Source organism: Desulfopila inferna, from assembly GCF_016919005.1.
Taxonomy (GTDB): Bacteria; Desulfobacterota; Desulfobulbia; order Desulfobulbales; family Desulfocapsaceae; genus Desulfopila_A; species Desulfopila_A inferna.
This window is the reverse complement of sequence record NZ_JAFFQE010000003.1, coordinates 242,652-264,130: the sequence shown is the minus strand read 5'-3', so window position 1 is coordinate 264,130 and position 21,479 is coordinate 242,652. Positions and strand designations below refer to the sequence as shown.

The following is a 21,479-nucleotide window of genomic DNA, read 5'->3' as shown; positions in this document are numbered from 1 at the left end:
TTTTTTCGCCGGGCCCCAATTGAAGGTTGTAAATCAAGGAGAAAGACAATGTTTAAAGTAAAAATTGGGGGATTGAAGGGATCGGACTTAAAGGAAAAAACACTTGGTTTTGGTAGTTTTTTCACCATGACTGCAGCAACAACTCTTTCACTATCGGGTGTGTTCATAAGTGGAAATGTTCATGCAACGGCAGATGAAGTTCCATTAATGGATAAGGTCGTTGTTACCGCCTCGAGACAGGAAGAAAAGATTGCCGCTGTCCCTGCCAATGTAACTGTCATTACAGCGCAGGAAATCGCAAAATCACCAGCAGAAACGGTTCCTGAACTCTTGCGGATCACTCCCGGGATAGTAGTGAACGATATCACCGGCAATGGCCGCAATATAACGGTTGACCTAAGAGGGTTTGGTGAAACGGCAGCTTTGAACACCTTGTTGCTTATTGATGGCCGTCGGATCAATCAAGCTGATTTGAGTGGTGTAGACTGGACTCTTATTCCTAAAAACAGAGTTGAACGGATTGAAATTATACATGGCGGCAGGGGAAGTGTTTTATATGGAGACAACGCCGCTGGTGGAGTTATCAATATCATCACCAAAAAGGGGGAAGAGCTCCTCTTTTCAGGTGGTCTGGTTGCAGGGAGTTACGACACGATTCTATCCAGGCTGGCAGTCAGTGGTTCAACAGAAAGCCTAAGTTACGCACTGAGCACCAACTACCGAACATCGGACGGATATCGAGACAATAGTGGAACAGACGCCAGGGATATGGGTTTGAATCTTGACTATTTTTTTTCGGACCGTTTTAACGTCGCTCTTACCAGTAGCTATCATGAAGACGACACAGAGGTTCCAGGATCATTATTGCTGAGTGAATTAGAGAGTGGAGTGTCACGGAGAGCAAGTACCACACCTGAAGATTTCTCCGATATCAAAGATTATCATTTACAAATTGTACCGCAGGTTTTCTTCACTGAAACGAGCTATTTTCAAATGGAAAGTTCCACCAGGAGGAAGGAAAATACTGCATTTTTTTCCTTTGTCGGCGGGACATATAACGCAGAAACTGAGATTGATACAGTGGCTCTTTCTCCGCAAATTGTTATAAATGAAAAATTCTTTGGTCGTGATTCAAAGCTGGTTGCAGGATTTGATTATAGAAAGAGTAAAGAGGATATCGGCAACGAATCTGTTTTTTTTGGCGCACCATCTTCGGCAGCGTTTGAACTCTCGAAAGAAGATATGGGAGTTTATGGTAATGCAGAAGTATCGCTCAACAGCAAGGTGGCGGTTTCCGGTGGTTACCGCCATGATCGTGCCGAATTCGAATCATTTACCGACGGGCTCTCCGACAAAGTCACCATGGATGAAGATATATATGATGGGGGGGTGACCTATAGATTTTCAGATAACGGTTCTGCATATTTCAGTTATGCAAAGAGTTTCAGATATCCGGTACTCGATGAAATGTTCAGCTTCTTTACCAATTCTTTCGATTCCACGCTCCGGCCACAGACCACCGATGATTTTGAAGTTGGTGCGCGCATTCAATTTGGTCCGGACATTAATTTCAGCGTGAACCTTTTCAGACTGGATACCGAGAGGGAAATATTTTTTAACCCTGTAAGCTTTGCCAATGAAAACCTTAATGGCGACACCATAAGACAGGGTATTGAACTGAAAGCAAGTAAACAATTTTCGAAAATATCAGTTAACGGCAGTTATACACTCAGGGACACTGAAATCGATGGAGGAACATTTGACGGCAAGGAGATACCCAATGTGCCTCGCCATCAATTCACAGCCGGTGCGGAAGCCGATATTTTCACGAACTTTCGATTCAATATAGATGGATCCTATATCGGTGAACGACCTTTTATTTCAGATTTCGCCAATGTAGTTGACGACCAGGACGGTTATTTCTATGTGACTGCCAAATTGGCTTATATGTTTGAAAAAGGCTCTGCTTATCTGACGGTTAATAATCTTTTCGATGAGGACTATTACCAATATGGCGGGATAAACTTTCTTGGAGAACCGGGCATTCAACCGGCACCGGGAGTTAATTTCTTAGTTGGGCTTACTTTTGATATCTGATTTCGGATAACAGCCGGATTGACCGGCGGAGGATATGGATGCTTGAGACAATGTTGAAGGGAGGGCCGGTAATGTATCCATTATTTGCCTGTTCGCTTTGTGTATTGACAATCATAATTGAGCGAGGCTTATTTTGGATAATTCTCAACCGGCGACATAATTCCGAACTCATCAATGAGGTGGTTGAGATCAGCAAGGAAGGGGACTGGGAACTTGTAAAAAAGAAAACGATCGGATCCAAAGATTATGCCATACGCGTTTTAGTAAGCGGCATCGTACACAGGAAATTTTCCATGACCAAAGCCATGGAGGTCGCGGCGATACAGGAGATAGTGAAAATGCGACGTGGAATGGGTGTGCTCGATACGATGATCACGGTAGCGCCTTTGTTGGGAATTCTCGGCACTGTCATCGGCATAATTTTGTCTTTTGATATGCTGGCGATAGAGGGGATTGATAATCCGCATGCCGTTACCGGAGGCATTGCCCAGGCCCTCATAACCACAGCTACGGGTCTCAGCATAGCCATATTGGCGGTTGTTCCCTACAATTATTTTAATGTAAAAGTGGAACAGGCTGCCCGCATCATGGAACAGTACGCAACAAGCCTTGAAATAGTTTATGAAAAATTGTCACAAGATACACCAGATGGAGGCGACTTGTGAAACTCAACATTGAAAAGCAGCGTGGACCGCGTATTGAAATGCTGCCTTTGATCGATATTGTGTTTTTGCTTCTGGTGTTCTTTATTTATGCCATGTTGTCGATGGCTGTCCATCGCGCCATGCCGATTGCTCTTCCGAAGTCAGCGATGGCGGAAGTCGACAATCGGCCCCGGATGGCTATATCGGTTGCCCGGGAAGGGGTTGTTTATATAGACAAGCAGCCGGTAGATTTACATAATCTGGTTGAAATTCTCCAAAATAAATCTGTGACTGAAAAAGAAAAAGGAGTGCAGGTATTTGCGGACAATCGGGTTGAGTACCAGCGCCTTTTCCTGGTGCTCGACAGTATCAAGAAGGCTGGAATTTCACAGATATCATTGCAGGCGGAGAGAGATGGAGGGCATTAAAAGGTTCTTTCTTCCAGCCATCGCCGCTATTGTCCTGCATGGATTTTTGGTAAGTTTCGACCTGCCAAACCAGGAAATATTAAAACCGGTTCTCAGTGGAAATCCGATTGAAATTGAGATCAGTTCAATCACTTCCGAAATTGTTGTTTCGGAAGAAGTTATTACGCAACCGAAAGATCCACCGAAACAGCACAATGAGATTATCAAACCGAAGCAGGCAAAAAAAAAGGTCAGTCTCCTGGATAAAAATAAAAGCGATGATTTCAGTAATGAAAAAGTAGAAGAACAGTTCAACAGCACTCCTGAGTCGCTTCCACAACCGCCAAAGGAAATTGATAAATCATCCATAAGACCAAAAGCAGCTGTAACGGATAATAAGAAGATTGAAAATATACCTGAGGACCTGCCCAAGGAGAAAAATTTTGCAACGCCGATTCACAAAAAAGCGATGCCGATATATCGGCAAAATAAACAACCTCCATACCCTGCGATGGCGAAGCGGAGAGGTTATGAAGGTGTTGTCCTGCTCAATGTATTGGTGGATACCGAGGGCATGGTCTCTGAAATTAAAATAAAAAACTCCAGTGGGCACATCAGCCTGGACAGGGCTGCTTTAAAAACCGTAAAAAACTGGTTGTTTTCACCGGCAACAGAAGGTGGAGGGCGGGTTGTTATGTGGGTTGATATTCCGGTCGAGTTTCAGTTGAGATAAAAATGGAAAAGGTGATAACGTCAGCAGGGAAATTTCTATGAAAATACTTGGATCATTACTGCTTATTTATTTTTTTTTCCTCACTCTGACTGTTGCTCCTCTGTGCGCCCGGTTGGTAGTTGATCAAACAGGGGAAAAGATCGAATTACCAGCCGGGCCTACTCGAGTTTTATCCCTGGCTCCAAGCTTAACCGAGATGGTTTACTCATTGGAGGCGGAAGACAAGCTGGTGGGAGCTACCCGCTACAGCAATTTCCCCGCGGCTGCCAAAAAATTACCCAGAGTTGGTTCTTACGTCCAGCTTGATCTTGAGCGAATAGTCGCGATTAAACCGGATTTGTGCATTGCGATAAAAGACGGCAACCCACGTCGAACGGTGGATGCCATTAAGGCTCTCGGTATTCCTGTTTTCGCCATTGATCCACGCAGCATTGAACAGATTATGGAAGCCTTTCTGCTGCTGGGTGATATCCTTGGGGTATCAAAAAAGGCGGAAGAGTTAGTTTCGGATATGGAACATCGGCTTCTCCTGGTAAAAGAGAAGGTAGCTTCCAGTCGGACAAGGCCGCGTGTTTTTTTTCAAATAGCTGATAGCCCGATAGTCTCGGCCGGAAAAGATAGTTATATAGATAGAATCATCACCTTGGCCGGCGGGAGCAATCTTGCCGGCAGCTTGACAGAGTATCCACGTTTTTCATGGGAAAATATCATGCTGTTGCAACCCGAGGTCGTATTGATTAGTTCGATGGCGGGAGGAAAATCTCCGGATCTTTTGAAAGCCTCCTGGCAACGCTGGTCTGAAATCCCTGCTGTTAAAAGTAACCGAATCTATGTGGTCAATGCCGATCTCTTCAATCGCCCAACTGTCAGGTTGATTACCGGCCTTGAAATTCTTGCCGAGATATTACACCCGGAAGATTCAGGAGAAAGCCTTGCGAAATAAAACCGGTAACCAGACCACAAGACCAATTTCACCAATAACCTCAATACCGTCCATAGCCCCAATCACCAGAAAACTGCCTGTCGTTTGCTCAATTTTAACTGTTGTCTTTATTTTGAGCATCCTGATTGCTCTGGCCAATGGGCCATCTTCGATCAGCATTGGAGAAATTTTTGCAATTGTCAGCGGAGACGAAGCCACTTCCTCAACAGCCGCCACAATTCTCTGGAAAATTCGCCTCCCGCGGATCATTCTGGCAGCGGTTGTCGGTGCCACTCTTTCATTGGGCGGTATGGTTTTTCAGGCATTATTGCGTAATCCACTGGCGGAACCCTATATTCTGGGCATATCCGGTGGTTCTGCCATCGGCGCAATCAGCGGCATAATGATGGGGTTATCTTTTTTCCCCGGAGTAACGTTTTTTTCATTTTTGGGGTCGATGCTAACATTAGGTGCTGTACTTGTTCTCGCCGGCGGACGTTTATCAACCAGAAAGGATTCCTTGCTTCTTGGGGGAGTGATGATGAATGCTTTCTGCGGCGCATGTATCATGTTTCTGATTTCAATGAGTCAGGGTCCGCAAGTCCAGGAAATCATTTACTGGCTGATGGGCGATCTTTCCATGGCAAGCAGTAGTAATTTATTTCTATTACTCCTGTGTTTCCCGTGTTTTGTTGTGATACTCATACTTGCCAGACCTCTTAATATTATTTTGACGGGACGCGATTCCGCCATTGCCATGGGCGTAAACGTTCGACTTATTTCGGCTGTTCTCCTTATCACAACTTCAATTATGGTAAGCCTGGTAGTCTGTCAATCCGGCCTTATCGGCTTTGTCGGATTATTGATACCCCACCTTTTTCGTATGTTCCTGGGATCAGACCACCGCCTGCTTGCCCCCAGCTGCATTCTTGGCGGTGGAAGCTTTTTAGTCCTGTGTGATGTGTTGGCCAGGGCTCTGCCGGAGCACGGAGAAATGCCGGTTGGGGTAATAACCGCACTCATAGGCGCACCACTTTTTATCTTTTTGTTGTGGAGGTCTCGGCAATGATTGCTCTTGATCTTCAAAATAATTCTTTGAGCTATGGCGGAAATAAGGTGGTGGATGATGTGTCCTTTTCTGCCGAAGCCGGTGAGTTTTTCATGATACTTGGCCCCAATGGAGCAGGGAAGTCATCACTGTTAAAATTAATCGCCGGGATTGAAAAATCCCAATTCGGGCAAATTAATATTCTTGGCAGACCAAAATCAACATATTCGACCAGAGATCTTGCCAAAGTGATAGCTCTTGTGGCCCAGCAGGCACCGATAGATTTTCCATTTTCTGTTGCTGAAACAGTTCTTATGGGACGTTCTCCCCATCTTGGTTTGCTGGGAATTGAGGCTGAAAGTGATTACGCACTTGCCAGGGAAGCGATGTGCTTTACCGGGATTGAGCAATTCGCCAACCGGCGTCTCGATCAACTTTCAGGAGGTGAAAGGCAACGTGTGATGATTGCCCGGGCCATATGCCAGGAGCCCAGAATTATATTGCTGGATGAACCGACGACCGCCTTGGATCCGGCCCATCAACTCAGGATTATGGATCTTATGGAGAGATTCCGCCAGGAAAAAAAGACCACCGTCATAATGGTTTCTCACGATTTAAACCTGGCGGCCCTGTATTCTGACAGGTTGTTATTGATGAAGAACGGTCGTGTGGTAGTTATAGGTACACCCTCGGAAGTTTTTATTCCGGAGTACATGGAAAAGAGTTATGAGTGTGACCTGCTGATAGACGAAAATCCCGTAGGCAACGTCCCACGAGTGATGCCTGTTCCCGAAAAATTTAAAAATGATAAATCTGTTAACCGGTAATCGTTCACCCGGAATAACTCATTATTTGCCTCTCTCTTGCTGGTTTGTTTTATGTCGATAATTCATGAAGATACGATTTGTATCACTAATTTTTTCCACCGTTGTGGACTAATCTCGGCTCTTAAGTCGACATGGGCAGTGAAGCGGCGATAAGGGAAAGTGAAATTACCAGATTTGATTGCAACCCGTCCATTGATTTACTTCAGAAAGTTATCGGATCGCGGGCAAGGTAAAAAAGAAAGTCGATCCTTCCCCCGGCACTGATTCAACCCAGATTTTTCCACCATGGCGTTCGACGATTTTCCGGCACAGGGCCAGGCCCAACCCGGTGCCATCATACTCCCTGGCTGTATGAAGCCGTTGAAATACTATGAATATGCGTTCGTAAAACCGGGGTGAAATACCAATGCCATTATCCCTGACGAAAAACTGATAGAAATTCCCGGAGGGGCTGCAGCCGATTTCTACCCTGGGATTGGGGTTCATGTTGTACTTAATGCTATTCAGGATAAGATTCTGAAAAAGGCTCTGTATCTGACTGGAATCGACGGATAGGCTCGGCAGGTCGGCGTAAACGACCTCGGCATGATTCTCCTGCAGGGTCGACTCCAGGTTATCCAATACCGTCTTGACGAGACTGTTGAGATTTGTCGGCAAGAACGTGCCGTTGCTGGTCGTCACTCGCGACAGAGACAGTAAGTCACGGATCATAATCTGCATTCGATGGCCGGCCGCCACGACCCGCTCGACATATTGCCGGCCTTTCTCATCCAGTTGATCTCCATAATTGTGTTGCAGAAGCTGAAGGAAGCCGACAATGGAGCGTAGCGGCTCCTGCAGGTCGTGTGAGGCCGCATAGGCAAACTGTTCCAGTTCTTTATTGGAGCGTTGCAGGTTTTCCGCCGCTCGCCTGCGTTCGGTGATGTCGCGCAAGATGACGTGGATGGCCTTGGACCCACCAAACGGGAAATGGGCCGCAATCACCTCGACGTCAACGATGCCGCCGTCAAGGCGGACAATTTTCCCTTCCAGCAGGGGTTGTGATTCACCTTGATGACGCATTCGACGGATACGCTCCCGTATCACTTGATGATAATCGGTATGAAACAGGTCGTAGGGCGTCTTGCCGAGAAGTTCTCCGGCTGTCCAGGCACCAAACAGCCTGAGGCAGGCGTCGTTGACCAGGGTAATACGATCTTGCTGATTAATGTATATCGCATCGGGTGAGTGCATGAACAGACTGCGGTAGCGGACCTCGCCTTCCCGCAGGGCCTCTTCGGTACGCCGCCGGGCCAGGGACTCAGTGATCACCTGACACAGGACTTCCAGGGCTGCTTGTTCTTCTCTGCCATAACCGCCTTTGCGGTTGCCTACCGCGACCATGCCGATCGTCTTCTCTCCATGTTTGAGCGGCGCGGCCAGCAGGGAGGTCAACGGCGGATGCCCGGTCGGAAATACAATGTCGGAGGGAGGCGAGGCCGGATTGTTGATCAGAAGGGGCTTACCATCTACGATTACACGGGCATAGATGCCGTAGGTGTGAAAATTTTTCGGAATTTTTCCACTTTTGAACACTGAGCAGGCATTCCAGGTGGGATTCGAAACGGCGATATCATGCAATACTCCATCCGGAGAGATTTCACCGAGAAAGGAGATCGAACTGCCCGTGATTTTTTCAGCCACGTCCAGGCAGATGCCCCCGAATTCTTTATCGCCGGCGCTGGTCACTACGGCACCGAAAATGCGGTTGATGCCCTTCAACAATGTATTCTGCCGCTCGACCGCCGTTTCCGAGCGTTTACGTTCGGTGATATCCAGTACCAGAGAGAGAACGGATACCAGCTCTCCCTGGCCATTCAGCAGAACAGAATTGTACCACTCGCAGGTTAGGACTGAACCGTCTTTAGAATAGTTGCGGTTGGTCATCGAGTTGCTGGTGCTGCGACCGTTCAGCATATTTTTAGAAAGCCGGGCCACACTCTCCACATCGTCTTCATGAACCCATCTTACCTGATCGATTTTCTTTCCCACAATTTCCTGGGAATTCCAACCGAAAATACGTTCAGCCTGCCGGGACCAGTATATAACCTCAAAGGCTGTGTTGAATTCCACAACCGCGAGGGGAGAATTTTCCATGTGAAAATTGAGACGCTGTAAGGCCAGGCGCAGCTTCTCCTCGGCTAGTTTTCGGTCGGTAATATTAACGAGCTGGGATATGAAATAGGCCGGTTCCTGCTGTTGGTCCCAAATCAATGAGACACTGAGCAGCGCCCATATTGCATGTCGCTTTTTGTGGATATAGCGTTTTTCTTTTTGATAGATGCGAATTTTTCCTGCCAGCATCTGCTCGAGATGGGCATCATCCGACTCCAGGAAATCGGGGTGACTGATGTCCCGGTAGGTTTTGGTCAGCAATTCAAGTTCTGAATAGCCAAGAAGATCGCAAGTGGCGCGGTTCACCTTGAGAAATTTGCCCTCAGGCGACACAATTGCCATCCCAATCGGTGCATATTCAAAGATACTGAAGAACCGAGTCTCGCTCTCACGCAGCGCCTCTTCCGCTCTCCTGCGGTCTGTGATGTCGGTCCAGATGCAATGGTATACCTTGCTGCCGTCGACCTCGATGACCTTCGCCGTTACATGAACATGTCTGATTTCTCCCTGCTTGGTGCGCTGGAGAGTCTGAAAATCATCGGACCCGTTTTTCAATACCTTCTCAATGTGGATTCGCGCCTCTTCTTCCGTTTCGAGAGCATCTATATCGGCGATGGACAACTTAGCGAACTCATCTCGCGAATACCCTAGATTCTGACAGACCTGGTCATTAAAAACGACGGCCCGGCAGGTTTCAGGATCCACAACTACAACACCATCCAAACCTTGTTCAAAAAGAGCCTTGTAATATCGATCGCTTTTGGAAAGGGCCTCCTCTCTTCGCTTGGACTTTTCGAGCTCCGCTTGTAATTCTTGAACCTGTTTTTCCAGTTCCCGATAGGAACGTTTTTCAACCATTAAGGAATCTCCAAATACAAATAAACGAGAGCCTCAAAAACCTAAGGCGTTATTTTTTTGCAAAATGACATCCTCCAATAATAGCATACTTAAGTGATTCTAAAGTTCAATGTCTCATTTATATTCCTGATTACCCTTAATCATCAACTCAACTATTCCACGGTTCCTGCCAACCATCATTTGCCATGAGGTTAATGGAACCCAGACATTTTCGTCCAAAAACCCTAATGACAGAAGGTGTACAACTAAAGTTTCTCAAGCAGTAGATTTTCATCTGCGCTGGATGATCAAAGCAATTATTCGGTTACTATCAGCTCATATTCCCGAGTACCCAAACCGATTTTCTCTGCATGTTCCAGGCAGGTACGCCATTCGGACTCCGGTCTCGAATTGGTAAAATGGTCGCAAAGATCAATAAACTCTGGTTTTGCCATGTTCTCGGACAGTTGGCTGCCAGGAAGAGGTGCGGCCTTTAGACAGGCATCCACACAGGCCTGATCCAGAGCCAGGGGATCAAAAGACGCAAACATGCCGAGATTGGGCAGAATGGGAACATCATTTTCCCCGTGGCAGTCGCAATTGGGGGATACATCCACAATCAGCGAAATATGGAAACATGGACGACCGTCAACGACGGCCTTGGTGTATTCTGCCATGCGCCGGTTCAGGAGTTCAACGGCAGCGAAACTGGCGAAGGCTATGGCATCGTAGTTACACGCTCCCAGGCAGCGACCACAACCAACACAATTTTCTTCGTTGACCCGCATCTTCTTTGCCTCATCGTCAAAGGCGAGTCCTTGGTTGGCGCATTCCTTCAGGCACATGAGACATCCACGGCACTTGGTCTCATCGATCTCGGCTTTACCGCTACTGTGCTGCTCTGTCTTGCCGGCCCTGGAGCCGCAACCCATGCCGATATTCTTTATGGCGCCGCCGAAACCTGTCATCTCGTGCCCCTTGAAATGTGTCAGGCTGATGAACACATCAGCGTCCATGACTGCCCTGCCGATCTTGGCCGACTTTACGTATTCACCTCCAACCACTGGGACATCAATATCGTCGGTTCCCTTCAATCCATCCCCGATGAGAATAGGACAGCCGACGGACAGGGGTGTAAATCCGTTTTCCCATGCGCATTCCAAATGCTCTAAAGCGTTTTTGCGATTACCAGGATACATGGTATTGCAGTCAGTCAGAAAGGGTTTGCCGCCCATTTCCTTTACCATGTCGGCGACGGCTTTGGCGTAATTGGGACGAAGATAGCTGATGTTTCCCAATTCCCCAAAATGCAACTTGATGGCAGCGAACTTTCCATCCATGCTGATCTGATCTATCCCTGCTTTCTTGATAAGTTTTTTCAGTTTGGTGGGTAGCCCGTCCCCGAAAGCCTTCGTCCTGAAATCTGTAAAATAAACCTTTGCTTTTTCCATTTATCACCTGTTGGCTAATCTTTTTTGCTGATAATACTTTTTATGCGATCATTTAGTTGAACCTGATTTGAAGCAAATTGTTACTATACGGTTAGGTTACCCGCTAAATTGACCACAACAGAGAGTAACAATAAGAAGATTTCGTAAATTATCACAGACCCTATGGTGTTGCCAGTACCATATTGCCGGGCACCCAAATATCGGTTCAGGATAATGGAAAGTCAGACCTCGAAAGATGTCGCAATAAAAGGTATCAAAGTATCCTTTTTTTGCTCCTTCCGGATCAAAATAGCACATGGGCAAAATCGGGACGGCCAGTCAATTTATACAGGCTGTCATTACCTTTATTGTCCTGTAATTCTACCTTTCTTCATCTGCATCATAGAACGGTTGAAAAAGGATAGGTTGCCTGGTGTTAGCGGCAAATGGTGAGGAATTTACGGAAAAGTTAGAGCGGGCTTACCAAGGAACGTCTTCTCACCTTATAATAAGCTGAGAATCCAGATAATTGCAGAGCCACCTCATATCGGAATTTGCTAATATTGCGATTTGTAGGGGGAGAAATTATGTGTCAGCGATAATTTTGATATATAATGTAAGCGATGTCATGAACTGAACATTTTTTACAAATCCAATACATGGGGAGTATATTTATGCGTTGGCGCGGAAATCGGAAGAGTAACAATGTCGAAGACCGACGTAGTGAGCGTGTCTCCGGAGTAGGCGGCTCACGCGGTGGTGGCATGTTACGTCTGCTGCCCATGGTCTTTAAGCTTTTAGGCTTCAAAGGTGCTGTAATACTGGCAGTGTGTGTGGGTGCTTACGGTTTATTTACCGGAAACCTGGGTAATATCTTAGCCGTCCTTGGTCTACAACAAGATGCCACCACCAGTGTGTCCGAAGCACCGCTTCGAGAAACTGCGGAAGAAAAAGAACTGGTAAACTTCATTTCAGTCATTCTGGCCGATACTGAAGAAACCTGGTCTACCTTGTTCCGACAAAAGGGTAAAACTTATCAGGAGCCACGCCTCGTTCTCTTTCGAGATGCGGTAAAATCTGCTTGCGGAATGGCTCACTCAGCCATAGGACCCTTCTATTGTCCAGGTGACCACCAAGTATACATCGACCTGGGTTTTTATGACCAGTTGAAAAATCGCTTCAAAGCACCTGGGGATTTTGCCCAGGCCTATGTAATTGCCCACGAAATAGGTCACCATGTTCAAACCCTATTGGGTATCTCCAGCAAAGTCCATACGGCTCAAAGCAAACTGAGCAAGGTGGAAGGCAACAAGCTATCCGTCCGACAGGAACTGCAGGCGGACTGCCTTGCAGGGGTCTGGGCCAATCATGCCAACAGCACCCGGGAACTCCTCGAAGCAGGTGATATAGAGGAAGGTCTGGTTGCTGCTAGCGCCATCGGTGATGACACCTTGCAGAAACAGTCACAAGGCTATGTTAGCCCGGATTCTTTTACCCATGGTAGTGCGGAACAACGGGTAAAATGGTTCAAAATTGGTTTCGAAAATGGCGGCATGGACGATTGTGACACATTCAACAATTTTTAGGCCGAAACCTGCCATCGGAGCTATGAAGCATAATCGTAGATGCGCAATGGAACGTAAGATCAGGAATTGCAAATTACTGTTACCAAAGGGACGATAAGCTCTTGCCCGCTTAGGCGGCAAGAAGGACCAAGACAAACGGCGGCATATCTCGACCAAGGCTACTCGCTTAAAAAACAGGAATCATGGAATACCCCTTCTGCTGATACCCAATTGAAGAAATCCACCCGTTTTTGACCTGCTTGATTTCTGGCGCAATTGACTGCGGATCGACCCCGAAGTACATTATGGCGGCCTTGCATACCTCGAGGCCGATGCCATCCTGCGCCATGGCTGAAAGAGTTGAGTCGAATTCTTCCAGTTTTTTTTGTTCATCCGCAGAAAATTTCTCTCGGTTTTTTGACAGCACCATGGGTGAGGGCCCCATGAAGACCACGACAAATTTTGGTTTCTGCGAGATAGCCAGCAGAGCCTGGTCTTTATAGGTCTCATGGATCAGCTTCAGGTGATCCGAAGCGCTTTCCGGCTTACCGTCGCGAAAATCAAACATTGTACTTACCGACTTGACACCCTCCAAGGCCTCGTATTCCCCGGCTTGTGCGGAACCAGGGAAAACACCGACTGGAGACAGGAGAAAAAAGGTTGCCAACAGCACCGAAAAAATAACATTTTTCATAACTGCACCTCCTTCTGTTTTCTTATTTTCAAGTATGACCCATGCCAAACGTCACCATGGTCTCGTCTAGTCAATGACAGGACGTTGCGAGGAATAATTCTCATTGATTTGCAGTAGCGGCGATTTCATCTCACCCACCTTTGTTGCCGATACTTCACGGTAAATATTCCTTGAAGAGATACCACCATTACCTACGCAAGCACCTGTTATGAATTTCAATGAAGAAATCCTGCGCAACCCATGCGGGTTTGCGCACGACACAGTGACAAAGCCACGGCTCATGAGAAGCGCGAAACATCTTCTCAAGGATAGAGGATACGTTAAATATTCTTAAAAAGAAGCACAAGAGAGGAAAATGCAGGGAGAGTTTTATTCCATATATTGTCCAGTAAAAAAATGATTGCGAGGTAGTTGTCATAAATGAGTCATAAAGCAATTAGTTTTGACCTTTCGGCATTGAAGATGATTGCCGTCTGTCTGTATCAACTTTTTGGCAGCTCCTTTTCTAATGTCGTCAAAGAATTAAAATTATAGCAACAGAACAACTAGATGCTTTGTCTTGAGCTGTGTTAATGCTTATTAAATAATTTTAGACATGATGATTGCGTTTTGTTTCCAAAATGATCTGCCTGAATGTTTTACCCAGCTCAGCTGGGGTTTTTGTAAAAAACCTTTTTGAAAGGTGAATCATTGGCATCTGTACCTGTAAATCATAACGAAGATGTCCTGTTGCGAGCCATTTCGGACGGTACTGCTTCTGAAACAGGAAAAAGGTTTTTCCGAGCACTGGTGCAAAATCTCTCTCAGGTGTTGGGGACCCATGGCGCCTGGGTTACCGAGTATCTCCCAAAAAGAAGACGCCTGCGTTCACTGGCGTTCTGGCTTGGCGGTGAGTTTGTCGATTATTATGAATACGACGTTCAGGGAACGCCCTGTGAAAAATTGCTCAGGGAAAAAAAATATCTGCATATTCCCGATAAGGTGGTCGATCTCTTTCCGCAGGACCCTGACCTGTCGAAGATCGGGGCAGTAAGCTATATCGGTTTTCCTTTGCTCGGCGAGCATAACGAGATACTGGGGAATATTGCTGTTGTTGATACGCAACCAATCCCCGATTCCTTCCGAAATCTGGCCCTGTTTCGAATTTTCGCAGCCAGGGCCACCGCCGAACTCCTGCGTTTGCGTATCGAAGCGGAATTAAAGGACCGGGAAGAGAAATTGCGGGGTATTTTCGAAGGTGCGCTGGATGCCATTATCGAACTGGATAAGGACTTTCGCATTATCATGATGAACCCGTCGGCGCGAAAGCTTTTTGCCTTGGCAGACAACGATATAGTGGGCAACAGCTTCGCCGGATTCCTTGTAAAAAATGATTTTCAACGGCTCACGTACATCATCGACACGCTGAATAAAAGGCCCCACGCCGATCGCAACATCTGGATTCCCAAGGGCCTTGCGGCAATCAACAGCCGAGGTGAAGAAATCCGTACGGAGGCGACACTTTCACAACTGGAAATGAAAGACGCCCCCTGTTATGTACTGATCTGCAGGCATCTCGATGAACAATATCAAGCCTTTAAGATAATAAATTCACTCAAGGATGAGACCCGGTATCTGCGGGACGAGATAAAAGAACTTTATGATCAAAACACGATCATCGGCCGGAGTGAGCCGTTCCGGCGGGTTCTGAGACTGGTGTCCGAAGTTGCTCCCACCGATTCCACTGTGCTTCTTTATGGCGAAACCGGAACAGGCAAGGAATTGATCGCCCGCGCCATCCACGCCGCCAGCAGCCGGCGGCAGCGCCCCATGATTACAGTCAACTGTGCCGCCATCCCCGAATCGTTGATGGAAAGCGAATTTTTCGGCCACGAGAAGGGCGCCTTCACTGGGGCTACGCAACGGAGAGAAGGGCGTTTCAGTCTGGCCGATGGCGGCACCATCTTCCTCGACGAAATCGGCGACCTGAGCCTTGAGTTGCAAAGCAAACTGCTCCGGGTATTGCAGGAGGGGGAATTTGCTCCTGTCGGTAGTTCGCGAAATATCAAGGTTGACGTGCGGGTCATCGCTGCTACCAACCGCGATCTTTCTCTTGCCGTCCGGCAGGCTACCTTTCGCACGGATCTCTATTATCGCTTGAATGTCTTTCCCGTAACTATTCCGCCGCTACGCATGCGTACAGACGATATCGGTCCTCTTGCCGCCCATTTTGTCGAAAAATATGCGGCTCTAATGGCAAAACATATTATCCCTATCCCTGCAGGCCTAGTGGAACGGTTGAAGCAATATGATTGGCCGGGAAACGTCCGCGAGTTGCAGAACGTGATTGAGCGGGGGGTGATAACCGCCCGCCACGGCCTCCTTAATCTTGATTATGCTCTGCCGCAAACCATTGCCGGAGTTGACAGCGTGAGATCTGAAAGCCTTCCTTCGTCGGAAGGTAAAATCATGCCGATGTCTGAGTTTCAGCAACTTGAGCGGAAAAACCTGATGCTTGCCCTGCAGCAGACACAATGGCGAGTTGCCGGAAAAGACGGTGCTGCCAGGCTTTTGGGCCTGCCACCCAGCACGCTGCAATCCCGCATGAAAGCCTTGGGGATACGGCGACCCGATTTAAATATCAAACATTTTTGAGGTTTACCCGGATTCTCCTGCCCATGTTATTCCGGCTGGAGCCCGGAAACTCTCCCCCTGCCGAAATCTCGGTGCCTTGGTCACGAAATCTCGTCAATCACGAAATCTCGTGTGTCTCCCGATAACGATCTTGAGCATCTAAACTTACTGAATAACAATATATAAATTTTTCATGCTTCATGGCACGTATCCTGAAATATCTTTTATAAACCGTCGTAGCTAAAGGCGGTCCCAAAAAATAAATGATTCAGAACTATTGGAGGATATACCATGAGCCAGCCTACAGAAACCAAAGAGAAAAACAAAGAGGTAAACGGGGTCAATGTCGAAGAACTTTTTGGAACTATTGATGCCGTCAAGAAAGCGCCGGTTATCGCCACCTTTAAATTCAGAGCCAGCAACCAATGGCAAAACGGCGGCCATAATCGCACTACCATAAAAAATTTTTATGGAACTCAGCAGGATCATGACCACAAGCAACCATTCAGGCTCGATGCCGATGAACCGCCTATCCTGCTGGGAGAGGACAAAGGACCTAATCCGGTGGAGTATGCCCTTACCGCCTTGGCTGCCTGTGTGACAACGTCCATCGTCTATCATGCCGCCGCCAAGGGGATCACTATTCATGCGATGGAGTCGAGGCTTGAAGGTGATATCGACTTGCAGGGCTTTCTCGGTATCAGCGACGATGTTCCCCGCGGCTACAAGGAAATCCGGATGTTCGTCAACATTGAGGCCGATGCTCCCGCAGAACAGCTCGAAGAAATTGTTAAACTGGGTCCTTCATACTCACCAGTGTTTGACACTATCACCCGTGCTGTGCCGGTCATGGTAAAGCTTGACAAGTAAGGTATTCCTAGGCCGCACCCTTAATAGGTGCGGCCGATCCCTACACCGCCTTAAACACTGGCAAAAGGCATAGGAAAAAGGAGGAATGTCATGGAACATGTTAGGATATTTACCCCAGAAGCAGCACAGAGCTTTGATTTCGGCGGGCTAGGTGTTCGCTGGACCATCGACGGAGCAGACACCGACCAGCGGTTTTCAGTGGTCCATCACCCACTGGCGCCTCGAGCGCTTGCCGCACCGCTGCATTACCATAATGACGAAGACGAACTGTCCTATGTAATACGAGGAAGACTGGGCGCTCTGCTGGGTGACGAAGTTGTCATCGCGGAAGCGGGTACCTGGGTCTTCAAGCCCCGAAAACAATGGCACACTTTCTGGAATGCTGCTGGAGGTGATTGCGAGATTATAGAGATCATCTTTCCGGCCGGCTTTGAAAATTATTTCCGGGAAATGGCCTCATCCTGGGGGAATCTGGAGAAATTCGCAGAGATCAATAGAAAATATAACCTGCAGATGGATTTCGCTAGTGTTCCAGATTTATGCGAACGGTTCGACCTTACTTTTCCGGAGCTCTAACTACAATTGGAACAAATGAGACAAAAAAAGCGATTAACCGATTGAGCATTCGGATAATCGCCTAAATTTGGTACACCCGGAGGGATTCGAACCCCCGACACCCGGATTCGAAGTCCGGTGCTCTATCCAGCTGAGCTACGGGTGCAAGCCGTCGTTTCTGATATCATGTTTAGCGGTAATGGTCAAGAACATTGACGGTCCCGTAATGAATTTTAAATCTGACGGCTGCCTCAGGCCGATCTTGGCATCGTTTTGCAAAATAACCAGATTGCCATCAGGATGATGACAAGTGCCAAGGTAGGGTGTAATCTGATGACGTGGATTCCTGATCACGATTGAATCTTTTTGTCTTCAGAAAGTGTATCCGGAGTCGATGATAATCGTAATGATAACTGTTGCTTCTTAAAATACTTTTCTTTTCCTGGAGTTACTTATGGATATTACAAAAATCAAGACGATCTTTTTTTCCCCTACCGGAACTTCTAAGAAAGTGGTCAAGGCAATTGCACAAGGGGGAAAGATGCCGGATGCTTATGATGAACTTGATCTGACTTATCCCGGCCATCACCGAGAGATAATGATTGACGGCGATGAATTGGCCATAATAGGGGTCCCCGTCTATGGAGGCAGGGTGGCGCCGCTTGCCCGGGAACGGTTGAAAGGTATTCGTGGCAATAATTCACCCGCGGTCATAGTAGTCGTTTATGGGAACCGCGAATTTGAGGATGCCTTGATTGAACTCCGGGATATTGTGACGGCGCAGTCATTTTCCGTTGTTGCCGCAGGAGCCTTCATCGGAGAGCATTCTTTCTCGTCGGTGGCGATGCCTGTCGCTGAAGGTCGACCCGATGATGTCGATCTTTCCGCAGCAGGAGAATTCGGAGAGAAGGTGATGGAGCGGCTAAGGATATCCACGAAGGCGGAGCAGGGAAGGCTCCAGGTTCCCGGAGATATTCCTTATCTGGACAGCATGAAAAAATTACCGTTCACTCCACAAATAAATACTGAAGAATGCACACAATGTGAAATCTGCATATCTTCATGTCCTGCCGGGGCAATCTCTCTTGATACATCTATAGAGATTGATCCACAGCAGTGTACGTTCTGTTGTGCCTGTATCAAGAACTGCCCTGAAGATGCCATCGGTATAGCAGCCCCTCCCCTGGTGGAGAAAGCGGAGTGGCTGCATACCAACTGCCGGGAAAGAAAAGAGCCGCAGCTCTTTTTCTAATAATTCAGGGCTTGGTTACCTTACGAGTTTCCACATAGATAGCCGCTGCCAGGGCGGCGGTGCATCCATCTGCGGCAGCGAGAACTATCTGATTGGCATATTTCTGCCGAAGGTCACCCACGGCGAAAATTCCGGGCATATTGGTCTCGCATTTTTCGTCGGTGATGACGTAGCCTGTGGAATTCTTTTTTATACCGGCGGGAACGAGCTGGTTGTTCGGGGAAAAACCGACAAAAATGAACACACCCTCTGTCTCTATCTGCCAGATCTCCTCGGTCTGCGTGTTTTTCAGGGTAAGGCCGTTGACGCCGGCTAGTAGATCGGAATTGATTTCTGAAACGACCGCATTGAAGATGATATCGATATTAGGTTCAGCAAAAACACGTTGCTGAAGGATACGGCTGCCTCGAAATTCATCGCGGCGATGAATGAGATAAACCTTTTTGGTGATCTTGGCAAGATATAGCGCGTCTTCCAGTGCTGTGTCGCCACCCCCGACGACGGCGACAATCTTGTCCCGGAAAAAAAAGCCGTCACAGGTCGCACAATAGGAGACACCCTTGCCGAAATTCTCATTTTCTCCGGGGACGTCCAGTTTCCTGGCGGTGCCGCCGGCGGCGAGGATGATCGCATGGGCCTGCAAAACGGTGCCGTCTCCCAGACGAACCGAGTGGTATTCAATTCCCGGTTCTGTGGCAACCACTTCTTTTTCTATAATCTCAAGGTCATACGATTTCGCATGTTCTAAAAATTTCTCCGACAGTTCGAAGCCGCCGATATCGGGAATTCCCGGATAATTTTCTACTTCCTTGGTGATAGCCATCTGTCCACCGAATACCCCTCTTTCGATAAGAACGGTTTTCAGGGCGGCGCGCTTGGCATACATACCTGCAGACAAACCGGCGGGTCCACCGCCAATTATTATCACATCATAAAGTTCATTTTCTGACATTATTACCTCCGAATCATTACTGGCTTTTGTGAAAAACAGACCTTTCGTCCTGTCTTTGTGTTACGCCATGAAATTCTGTCCTCGGAATATGAACTACCTGCGGCCAAAACACTTGTCCAGCCTCGTTCTTGAATGAAATATCCGAAAACAGGGAATTTGCGGCTTCTCCTGAAAGAGAGTAAGCATCATCATGAAATTTTTTTCTTCAGCTGGAAAATTGTCAATACCAGGCCTATTGAAATGTTCTCGGTTCCAGAACAATCTTTTTAATAATCTATTAAAGCAGGTTTTGATTCTTAGCATATGCTGACAATAATGTCATCATAGAGCGGCGGGAGAACCAGGCGATTTTTTAATTTTTCACCGGCAGGGTAAAATAGAAGGTCGACCCTTCATCCGGTTGAGACTCAACCCATATGGTGCCGCCATGGCGTTCAACTATCTTCTTGCAAAGGGCTAGCCCCATTCCGGACCCGCTGTATTCATCGTGCTTGTGCAGACGCTGGAAGACAGTAAAAATTCTTTGGAGAAACTCAGCAGAGATGCCGATACCATTATCACGAAAGGCGAACCGGCAGGTATCGCCGTTGACTGCACTGTCGATTTCAATGACAGGTTTGGGACTTGTGTTGTATTTCACCGCATTGACGATAAGATTCTGAAAAAGACGCTGTATCTGGCCGGCATCGACGTCAAGAACCGGCAGATGGGCGTAATGAATTTCCACATTCTTTTCCCGGATGATTGCCTGCAGATCCTCCATGACTATCTGCATGATTTCACCGAGATCGGTCGGAGCAAAGTTTGCTCCCTTGGTGCTCACTCTGGAGAGATCGAGCAGTTCTTTGATCATTTCCTGCATGCGCTGGCCTGCATCTACCGTCCTTTTGATATACTCGCGGCCTTTTTCATCCAGTCTGTCTCCATATTTGTTCTGCAGAATCTGGAGAAAACCGACGATGGCCCGCAAAGGTTCCTGGAGATCGTGTGATGCCACAGAGGCAAACTGCGCCAGATCTTCGTTTGAACGCTTCAGCGCCTGTTCGATCCGTTTGCGTTCATTTATTTCCTGTTCAAGGTCCGCTTTTGAAGCTGTCACCGCACGCAAATCACTGGTCATCCTGTTGAAGGCCCTGGACAGATCTCCTATTTCATCGTTCCTTTTTTCTTCGATGGTAAACTGCAGGTTTCCGGAACCAATAATCTTGGTGCTTGACTGAAGGTCCGCCAGGGCCATGAGAATTCGCCTGTTGACTGTTATGTAGTTGATTACCAGAAATGCACCGAAAATTCCGATCAGGGCAAAGAGAAGCAGAATAGTACGTTGCTGCAGCCGGTTTGCCTTTTGCTCCAGGGCCCAGGCAACCTGAGAGGTGTTGAAGGCTATTCCCTGACTCTGCACCTCCATTCTGCTCCAGGAGGTGCGAATCATGGAGAGATACTCATCGTCGACAGCATCAGAAGGGTAGTCTTCCAGGGTGGAGGCTACATTGGCAAATATTGTTTGGAGATGTTCACGATTAACCTTGATCTCTTCAATCAGCGCTGCAAGTTTCGCATCTTCCGGTGAAAAGTCCTCCAGGATCTGGGAGAAGGTGTCAAACCGGGTCTCCCAGCGGGCGCGTTGAACTTTTTCTCCGTTGAGGAGGTAATCGTTGAACAGATAACTCAGGTCCCTGATCACGAGTTCGAGTTCGTGGGCGGTATCCGACTGTTTCTTCAGCACTTGAGCCTGGCGGCTGGCAACAACCAGGGATATTCCAACAATGAAAAGGATTGCGGCAAAAGCAGCCACGATCATTGTGAATTGGGTCCTTATTCTCAAGGTATCTCCCTTCTATGAATAAAATGCTTGACCGGGTTTCCCGGAGTCAAGTAT

At 47.5% G+C, this 21,479-nt stretch carries 17 protein-coding genes and 1 tRNA gene; 12 read left to right on the top strand and 6 right to left on the bottom strand.

Translation table 11 applies throughout. The features are described from left to right. The first annotated feature begins 48 nt into the window (after positions 1 to 48). Genes JWG88_RS09415 through JWG88_RS09385 form a run of 7 tightly spaced genes read left to right on the top strand, consistent with a single transcriptional unit; the run spans position 49 to position 6,678 of the window. A complete protein-coding gene (locus JWG88_RS09415; protein WP_205233476.1) occupies positions 49 to 2,097 on the top strand; it encodes a TonB-dependent receptor in 2,049 nt (682 codons plus the stop codon). A 38-nt stretch (positions 2,098 to 2,135) separates the two neighbouring features. Continuing rightward, positions 2,136 to 2,762, top strand: coding sequence for a MotA/TolQ/ExbB proton channel family protein (locus tag JWG88_RS09410; protein ID WP_205233475.1), 627 nt, complete (start codon positions 2,136 to 2,138; stop codon positions 2,760 to 2,762). Next, complete coding sequence (locus tag JWG88_RS09405) at positions 2,759 to 3,169, top strand: biopolymer transporter ExbD (protein ID WP_205233474.1); 411 nt, start codon at positions 2,759 to 2,761, stop codon at positions 3,167 to 3,169. The genes JWG88_RS09410 and JWG88_RS09405 overlap by 4 nt, the downstream gene beginning before the upstream one ends. Beyond that, positions 3,156 to 3,881: an energy transducer TonB gene (locus JWG88_RS09400; protein ID WP_205233473.1), complete on the top strand. Its 726-nt coding sequence runs from the start codon at positions 3,156 to 3,158 to the stop codon at positions 3,879 to 3,881. Before JWG88_RS09405 ends, JWG88_RS09400 begins: the two co-directional genes overlap by 14 nt. 37 nt (positions 3,882 to 3,918) lie before the next feature. Further along, a complete protein-coding gene (locus JWG88_RS09395) occupies positions 3,919 to 4,824 on the top strand; it encodes an ABC transporter substrate-binding protein (RefSeq protein WP_205233472.1) in 906 nt (301 codons plus the stop codon). Then, positions 4,814 to 5,872, top strand: a complete 1,059-nt coding sequence (locus JWG88_RS09390) for a FecCD family ABC transporter permease (protein WP_240194365.1) — start codon at positions 4,814 to 4,816, stop codon at positions 5,870 to 5,872. The genes JWG88_RS09395 and JWG88_RS09390 overlap by 11 nt, the downstream gene beginning before the upstream one ends. Next, the gene (locus tag JWG88_RS09385) at positions 5,869 to 6,678 is read left to right on the top strand and encodes an ABC transporter ATP-binding protein (RefSeq protein ID WP_205233471.1); all 810 of its coding nucleotides are present in this window, start codon (positions 5,869 to 5,871) and stop codon (positions 6,676 to 6,678) included. Before JWG88_RS09390 ends, JWG88_RS09385 begins: the two co-directional genes overlap by 4 nt. 210 nt (positions 6,679 to 6,888) lie before the next feature. Here the strand turns inward: JWG88_RS09385 and JWG88_RS09380 are convergent, their stop codons facing one another. Beyond that, the gene (locus tag JWG88_RS09380) at positions 6,889 to 9,690 is read right to left on the bottom strand and encodes a PAS domain S-box protein (protein ID WP_205233470.1); all 2,802 of its coding nucleotides are present in this window, start codon (positions 9,688 to 9,690) and stop codon (positions 6,889 to 6,891) included. Between the two features lie 296 nt (positions 9,691 to 9,986). Continuing rightward, complete coding sequence (locus JWG88_RS09375) at positions 9,987 to 11,120, bottom strand: DUF362 domain-containing protein (protein WP_205233469.1); 1,134 nt, start codon at positions 11,118 to 11,120, stop codon at positions 9,987 to 9,989. Between the two features lie 653 nt (positions 11,121 to 11,773). Here JWG88_RS09375 and ypfJ point away from each other — a divergent pair. After that, positions 11,774 to 12,685, top strand: coding sequence for a KPN_02809 family neutral zinc metallopeptidase (gene ypfJ, locus JWG88_RS09370; RefSeq protein WP_205233468.1), 912 nt, complete (start codon positions 11,774 to 11,776; stop codon positions 12,683 to 12,685). 166 nt (positions 12,686 to 12,851) lie between these two features. Here the strand turns inward: ypfJ and JWG88_RS09365 are convergent, their stop codons facing one another. Next, entirely contained in the window at positions 12,852 to 13,358 is a 507-nt protein-coding gene (locus JWG88_RS09365; RefSeq protein WP_205233467.1) for a DsrE family protein, read from the bottom strand. 690 nt (positions 13,359 to 14,048) lie between these two features. Between JWG88_RS09365 and JWG88_RS09360 the strand changes: the two genes are divergently transcribed. From JWG88_RS09360 to JWG88_RS09350, 3 genes are all read left to right on the top strand, one after another. Next, on the top strand, positions 14,049 to 15,992 hold the full coding sequence (locus JWG88_RS09360) for a sigma-54 interaction domain-containing protein (RefSeq protein WP_205233466.1): 1,944 nt from the start codon (positions 14,049 to 14,051) through the stop codon (positions 15,990 to 15,992). Positions 15,993 to 16,262: 270 nt separating this feature from the next. Then, on the top strand, positions 16,263 to 16,841 hold the full coding sequence (locus JWG88_RS09355; protein WP_205233465.1) for an OsmC family protein: 579 nt from the start codon (positions 16,263 to 16,265) through the stop codon (positions 16,839 to 16,841). Positions 16,842 to 16,931: 90 nt separating this feature from the next. Next, the gene (locus tag JWG88_RS09350; protein WP_205233464.1) at positions 16,932 to 17,417 is read left to right on the top strand and encodes a cupin domain-containing protein; all 486 of its coding nucleotides are present in this window, start codon (positions 16,932 to 16,934) and stop codon (positions 17,415 to 17,417) included. A gap of 68 nt (positions 17,418 to 17,485) precedes the next feature. On the opposite strand, the gene JWG88_RS09345 is transcribed toward JWG88_RS09350, so the two are convergent. Continuing rightward, positions 17,486 to 17,562 (bottom strand) — tRNA-Arg (locus JWG88_RS09345). 288 nt (positions 17,563 to 17,850) lie between these two features. On the opposite strand from JWG88_RS09345, the gene JWG88_RS09340 reads away from it, so the two are divergent. Continuing rightward, on the top strand, positions 17,851 to 18,648 hold the full coding sequence (locus tag JWG88_RS09340) for a 4Fe-4S binding protein (protein ID WP_205233463.1): 798 nt from the start codon (positions 17,851 to 17,853) through the stop codon (positions 18,646 to 18,648). Between the two features lie 4 nt (positions 18,649 to 18,652). Here JWG88_RS09340 and trxB read toward each other — a convergent pair whose 3' ends face one another. Both trxB and JWG88_RS09330 read right to left on the bottom strand, forming a co-directional pair. After that, complete coding sequence (gene trxB / locus JWG88_RS09335) at positions 18,653 to 19,600, bottom strand: thioredoxin-disulfide reductase (RefSeq protein ID WP_205233462.1); 948 nt, start codon at positions 19,598 to 19,600, stop codon at positions 18,653 to 18,655. A 352-nt stretch (positions 19,601 to 19,952) separates the two neighbouring features. Next, positions 19,953 to 21,425, bottom strand: a complete 1,473-nt coding sequence (locus JWG88_RS09330) for a sensor histidine kinase (RefSeq protein WP_205233461.1) — start codon at positions 21,423 to 21,425, stop codon at positions 19,953 to 19,955. Positions 21,426 to 21,479: the final 54 nt, after the last annotated feature.

Excerpts from the sequence above, each read along its gene's own strand:
- JWG88_RS09385 (WP_205233471.1), top strand. The coding sequence starts at position 5,869 with ATGATTGCTCTTGATCTTCAAAATAATTCTTTGAGCTATGGCGGAAAT.
- JWG88_RS09365 (WP_205233467.1), bottom strand. The coding sequence starts at position 13,358 with ATGAAAAATGTTATTTTTTCGGTGCTGTTGGCAACCTTTTTTCTCCTG.
- JWG88_RS09415 (WP_205233476.1), top strand. The coding sequence starts at position 49 with ATGTTTAAAGTAAAAATTGGGGGATTGAAGGGATCGGACTTAAAGGAA.
- JWG88_RS09395 (WP_205233472.1), top strand. The coding sequence starts at position 3,919 with ATGAAAATACTTGGATCATTACTGCTTATTTATTTTTTTTTCCTCACT.
- JWG88_RS09380 (WP_205233470.1), bottom strand. The coding sequence starts at position 9,690 with ATGGTTGAAAAACGTTCCTATCGGGAACTGGAAAAACAGGTTCAAGAA.
- JWG88_RS09340 (WP_205233463.1), top strand. The coding sequence starts at position 17,851 with ATGGATATTACAAAAATCAAGACGATCTTTTTTTCCCCTACCGGAACT.
- JWG88_RS09410 (WP_205233475.1), top strand. The coding sequence starts at position 2,136 with ATGCTTGAGACAATGTTGAAGGGAGGGCCGGTAATGTATCCATTATTT.
- ypfJ (WP_205233468.1), top strand. The coding sequence starts at position 11,774 with ATGCGTTGGCGCGGAAATCGGAAGAGTAACAATGTCGAAGACCGACGT.
- JWG88_RS09355 (WP_205233465.1), top strand. The coding sequence starts at position 16,263 with ATGAGCCAGCCTACAGAAACCAAAGAGAAAAACAAAGAGGTAAACGGG.
- JWG88_RS09375 (WP_205233469.1), bottom strand. The coding sequence starts at position 11,120 with ATGGAAAAAGCAAAGGTTTATTTTACAGATTTCAGGACGAAGGCTTTC.
- trxB (WP_205233462.1), bottom strand. The coding sequence starts at position 19,600 with ATGTCAGAAAATGAACTTTATGATGTGATAATAATTGGCGGTGGACCC.
- JWG88_RS09350 (WP_205233464.1), top strand. The coding sequence starts at position 16,932 with ATGGAACATGTTAGGATATTTACCCCAGAAGCAGCACAGAGCTTTGAT.
- JWG88_RS09400 (WP_205233473.1), top strand. The coding sequence starts at position 3,156 with ATGGAGGGCATTAAAAGGTTCTTTCTTCCAGCCATCGCCGCTATTGTC.